At 46.1% G+C, this 5,657-nt stretch carries 6 protein-coding genes; 5 read left to right on the forward strand and 1 reads right to left on the reverse strand.

Annotated elements, in window-relative coordinates:
* The 5 genes from QUA45_RS27050 to QUA45_RS27070 form a co-directional block, all read left to right on the forward strand.
* The coding region (locus QUA45_RS27050; protein ID WP_333222903.1) for a COR domain-containing protein at nt 1–1,359 on the forward strand (1,359 nt) is incomplete at its 5' end.
* Between the two features lie 66 nt (nt 1,360–1,425).
* The gene (locus QUA45_RS27055) at nt 1,426–1,938 is read left to right on the forward strand and encodes a dihydrofolate reductase family protein (protein WP_333096110.1); all 513 of its coding nucleotides are present in this window, start codon (nt 1,426–1,428) and stop codon (nt 1,936–1,938) included.
* A gap of 67 nt (nt 1,939–2,005) precedes the next feature.
* Entirely contained in the window at nt 2,006–2,422 is a 417-nt protein-coding gene (locus QUA45_RS27060; protein ID WP_333222905.1) for a XisH family protein, read from the forward strand.
* On the forward strand, nt 2,410–2,745 hold the full coding sequence (locus QUA45_RS27065; RefSeq protein ID WP_190732844.1) for a XisI protein: 336 nt from the start codon (nt 2,410–2,412) through the stop codon (nt 2,743–2,745). Before QUA45_RS27060 ends, QUA45_RS27065 begins: the two co-directional genes overlap by 13 nt.
* A gap of 126 nt (nt 2,746–2,871) precedes the next feature.
* Nucleotides 2,872–3,060: a hypothetical protein gene (locus tag QUA45_RS27070; protein ID WP_333096108.1), complete on the forward strand. Its 189-nt coding sequence runs from the start codon at nt 2,872–2,874 to the stop codon at nt 3,058–3,060.
* An 83-nt stretch (nt 3,061–3,143) separates the two neighbouring features.
* Here QUA45_RS27070 and QUA45_RS27075 read toward each other — a convergent pair.
* Nucleotides 3,144–5,657: class I tRNA ligase family protein (locus tag QUA45_RS27075; protein ID WP_333222907.1), on the reverse strand; the 2,514-nt coding region annotated here is incomplete at its 5' end.

The raw sequence follows: 5,657 nt of genomic DNA on the forward strand, positions 1-5,657 counted from the left end.
AAAGAAAACATCTTTGAAGAAACCGACCAAACCCAACTGATCGGACTGCTGCACAACCTGGGCATTGTCCTCAACTTCCGCGAACACCCGATCCTGCAATCCACCAACATCCTCAATCCCCACTGGGTGACTGAAGGCATCTATGCCCTCCTCAGCGACGACGCACTCAAAGTCAAAACCAAAGGCATTCTCACCTACGCCGACCTCAGCCGCATCCTCGACTCAAATAAATATCCCAGCCGCCGCTACCATTGCCTCACCGGGTTGATGGAGGAATTTGAACTCTGCTTCCCCGTCAGCCATTGTCGGGCGCCGACTTTCCTCATCCCCGGCATCTTGCCCAAAGAGGAACCGCAAAACACTAAACTCCAAGGCGAAACGCTGGAATTTCAATATCACTACCGCATCCTCCCCGACAGCATCCTCTCGCGCTTCATCGTCCTCATGCACGAGAAAATCCACAACTGCACCCACTGGCGCACGGGGGTTATGCTGGAGTACAGGGAAGGCGCTGAGGTGTACAACATCGCCCGGATCAAATCTGACCCGGAAGATAAGAAAATCTTTATTGCCGTTAGCGGGCGGGAATCGACGCGGCGTTCTTTCCTCAGCATGATTCGCGATACGTTTACCAAAATCCACAAATCTTTTGCCAATCTGGAAATCAGTCAATGGGTGCCGGTTCCCGGTTATCCCGATGCCGATCCGCTGGATTATGATGAATTGCTAGGGCTGGAGGATATGGGCGAAAATACAAAGCTTGTCGGCAAACTTAAGCTGCGTCTGAATTTGCGGAAGTTGCTGGATGGGTATGAGTCGATCGAACTTCGGCGCAGAAACCAAATGGGCGATCAAGAATTGGGAAAATATTATGACGACATTGTAGATATCGCTAAACTAGCTGTTACTAGACCAATTATTAATAAAGCCGAAGCAAAAATGACTCAAAATTCTTCTGAAACCAACAACTTTCAAGGTGCTTTTCAAGGTGCTAACTTTTCCGGGAATATCGGCGGTTCGTCGAACAGTGCCGAAGTTGCGGGCAATCAGTCCCTGCAAAACAATAACACCAATACCGCCGAACTTTTGAAGCTGATTTCATCGATGCGTGACACCGCCGATCAGTTTCCAGAAGACATCCGGGATGAGATAATTATTGATATTGAAGATGTCGAAGCCGAAATTAAGAAACCGGAGAACCAATGGAATAAAACCAGATTAAAGAAAAGCTTAACAGCTCTTGTAGCGGCGGGTACTGCGATCGGAGTTGGCATCGCAGGCATGACTGATTTTGCTGATAAGGCGATCGATGTCGGTCAAAAGCTGGGTATGGAACTCAAGCTACCGTCACGACACTAAATCATTTAAAATTAAGGTAATTGGGGCGATCATCGCCCCAATCATTCCAAAAACCTGGGTTTTGCCATGCGTAAAATTGTACTATTCATTGCATCTAGTTTGGACGGTTATATCGCGCGATCGAACGGCGATATTGACTGGCTGTTTACCGACCAAAATTACGGTTATAGTAAATTCTTAGATAGCATCGATACGGTTCTCATGGGTAGGAAAACTTACGAACAAGTTCTAACTTTTGGCGAGTATCCCTACCAAGAAAAAAAGAGTTATGTTTTTACTAAAAATCTAGATTTTCAAGCCACTTGTGATGTCGAAGTGGTAACAGATTTAGAGGATTTTGTCAATGATTTGCGCTTGCTTGAGGGCAAGAATATTTGGTTGGTGGGAGGTTCTCTGCTGATTCGCGATTTCCTGAATCAAAACTTTGTCAACGAAGTGATTCTCTCGGTTCATCCGCTTATTTTGGGCGAGGGAATTCCTTTATTTACTAATCCCATAAATACTACAGCTTTGCACTTAACTGGATGTCAGACATATAGTTCTGGTATGGTTCAGCTATCTTATGAGATAGCGACTTGAGGGCGATCGCAGCAGCTTGCGCGCTTTGGCTGCTATAAGATAGATATAGAAGCTGTATGAGGGAGAAATGGCTGCTAGAGATTTATTTCACGATGCTGTCAAAAAAGCGCTTCAGAAGGAGGAGTGGGAAATCACCGCAGATCCGCTGATCGTCAAAATTCAGGGTGTTAAGTTTGAGATTGATTTAGCCGCAGAAAAGATTTTGGCAGCGGAAAAATTAGGGCAAAAAATTGCTGTTGAAATTAAAAGCTTCCTCAACAACTCTGCAATTACTGACTTTCATCTCGCCTTGGGTCAATTTTTGAATTATCGGCTTGCCTTACAAATCAAAGAACCGAACAGAACACTGTATCTAGCAGTACCATTTGATACTTTTGACTCGTTTTTTCAAGAGCCATTTATACAAGAAGCGGTCAATGTCTATCAACTTAAACTCGTCGTTTACGATCCGCAAAAGGAGGTAATTGTGGAATGGAAAGAGTAGAGCATTACCGCCAGTGTATCCGCAAATTGCTAACTCAACAAGCAACGCTAGAAAAGCCTAATTCAGACGTTGAATGCCAGCTTGTTTTTGATGGGGAACATGACCACTATCAGTTACTAGATGTTGGCTGGGAGGGACTAAAGCGGATATACAACTGTTTCATTCATTTGGATATTAAGGATAGTAAAATTTGGATTCAGCGCAATATGACAGAAGTGGATATTGCACGGGAATTTGTGGAGATGGGAGTGTCAGAGGAGGATATTGTGTTGGGGTTGCATCCACCTTACAAGCGTCCGCATACTGGGTTCGGAGTAGCGTAAAGGAAAAGGCGATCGCAGATGATGAAATGTGTTTGCTACTTTTTGTTATTAATATCTTTTTTCTGGGTCGCGCTTCCTGCTGATGCCTCTGTATGCCGCAATTATCAAGGAAGCGAGATTTGCATTGTGGATATCAAACGCAGTGCGAAAAACTATTGGGAATACAGGGTAATTCTTAGTGTTAATGGAGTTAAACAGCCTCTGGAAATCTACAATTGCCGCGATCGCACTACAGTTAAGAAAGATGGAACTGTTTTGGCGTTCGGACAAAACAACCCTGGTGAAATCGTCTGCCGTTTTTTTAATCAGAAATAAGTAAATGAAGTTATTGTAAGGTGCGCTTCGGGCTGAATGTGGCTACCACAAACTCAAGAATTTTTCCCGAAGCGCAGTCTACGTTAGAATTTGCCGTCTACTGCTGACACGCAGCGTTCGCAAATTAGCGGATGTTCGATCGACTCTCCGACGTGAGTAGAGTAGTTCCAGCAGCGATCGCACTTTTCACCGTCTGCTTTGACTACACCAATCGCCAACTCTGGAGACTGGTAACTGTACGGCAATTCCTGGATAACTGCATTCGATTCTACCAGTTCCACTTCCGAAGTAATGAACAAATACCGCAGTTCATCTACACCGCTGCCGGTCATTGTAGAATCGTGCGTTACAGCTATTTCAGCAGGAATTTCGGGTTTGGGTTCGATCGCAACTAATTCTGCTGTCGGGATTTGGGGTGTTTCTACAAACACTTTTTCGGCTGGGGCTGTTTGTGCGATCGCCTGTGTTTCTACAAGCACAAGCGCTGTATCTAATGCCGGTGCGAGGACGATCGCCTTTGTTTCTGCAAGCACAAGGGCTGTACTCCGGCCCACCACATCTGCTGTCAGGAAATCAATTTGTTCTGCAATTTCTTGACGGTTGGCGGCAAACAACAAGTGACGGAAAGCAAACCAAATTGTAAATAAGATGCCGATGACTTCCAATAAGCCTCCCAACATCGGAATCTGATTGATCGTATCCAAAATCGCCAGCGTTACTCTGCCCGTTATCAACACAGAGGCTAACAGCCCAAGTGTTACCAGCGCTTGTTGGTATTCTGTAAAAAAGTTGCCCGCGTATTCAGGCAAATTAGCCACAAACTCGGCGGCTCGATCTAAGATTTGCCCAGAATCTGAAGCCGACAGTTCAGGGACAGAATACTCTACTATTTCAGAACGTCGATCGCTCTTTTCTGCGATCGTTTCCGCCTCAACATAAATTTTGTTTTCTGTCAAGACTTTGGCAACTTTTGCCGCTTGTTCTTCCTGTTTATCTTGTGCTGCTTTTGCTTTCTCCTCTGCGGCTAACTCGATGAGGGAATTTTGCGATCGCACATAATCCACCAATTCTTCGCTGCTGGGATTCAAAGCTTGCAATTGCTCTCTTTTCTCAACATCGGGAACGTACAGCAAAACCTTAGCTTCCAAAGAAGAACCGATCGCCTTTTCCATCCTGGCTTTTTCCAAAACCTTGTTAACTTCGCCGCGCACTTGCCGCAAATACTGCCAGCGAGTAGCCAATTCTGGATTGTGCCATTTTGCATCAACTTGCACCCAGCCGGCTTCAAATACTGACTTGTAAGGAGTTGGATAGGGAAGGTACTGCCAAATATCCTCAGCCATGTGACACAAAACAGGTGCGATCGCCCTTGCTAAATTCTCCACAGCAATTGCAATCACCGTCTGACAACTGCGGCGGCGAAGGGTATCTGTCGCGCTGATGTAAAGTCGGTCTTTGGCAATATCCAAGTAAAAATTCGACAAATCCACCGTGCAGAAATTCTGCACAGTTTGGAAGAATCGGGAAAATTGGAAGCTTTCAAAAGCATCTTGGACTTCCGCAAAAACTTCGCCCATTCTGTGCAGCATATAGCGGTCGAGTTCCGGCAATTCCTCGTAAGCTACGGCATCTTTTGCGGGGTCGAAGTCATGCAAATTGCCCAGCAAAAACTTAGCTGTATTGCGAATTTTGCGGTAAACATCCGACTGCTGTTTGAGAATGTTTTTGCCCAAAGGCACATCTGCCGAGTAGTCTACCGAAGACACCCACAACCGCAAAACATCGGCTCCATATTCCTTAATTACGACAGCCGGATCGACGACATTGCCTTCAGATTTGCTCATCTTGCGGCCTTTTTCATCTAGCACAAAACCGTGAGTCAAAACTGTTTTGTAAGGAGCAACGCCGTTAGTTGCTACACTGGTCAGCAAGCTGGATTGAAACCAGCCGCGGTGTTGGTCTGAACCTTCCAAATAGATATCAGCCGGATAGTTTAATTCCGATCGACCTTTGGCAACTGCGGCCCAGGAAGAACCGGAGTCAAACCACACATCCATCGTGTCGGTTCCCTTGCGGTAAGTGCGACCGTTATTGCGGTAAGATTCCGGCAGTAATTCGGCGATCGACAATTCCCACCAAGCATCGGAACCGCGTTCGGCAAAAATGGCTTGCACATGGGCGATCGTTTCTTCATTTAACAGCGGTTCGTTGGTTTCTTCGTCGTAGAATACGGGAATCGGAACGCCCCAAGTCCGCTGGCGAGAAATACACCAATCCGATCGATCGCTAACCATTGCCGTGATTCTATTTTCCCCTTGGGCGGGAATCCAATTCACCTCGGCGATCGCTTTTAGGGCTTCATCTCGGAACCCTTCAACGGAGGCAAACCACTGTTCCGTCGCCCGAAAAATAGTCGGCTTTTTCGTGCGCCAATCGTAAGGATAAGAGTGAGCGTAACTTTCCTCTTTAATTAAACAATTTGCTTCGGCAAGGGCATCAATCACTGCGGCATTGCCGTTTCCGAGGACATTTAAACCTGCGAACTGTCCGGCTTCTGCGGTGAAATTTCCGTTCTCATCTACGGGCGTTAAAACTGG

The organism is Microcoleus sp. Pol12A5, assembly GCF_036701435.1.
Taxonomy (GTDB): domain Bacteria; phylum Cyanobacteriota; class Cyanobacteriia; order Cyanobacteriales; family Microcoleaceae; genus Microcoleus.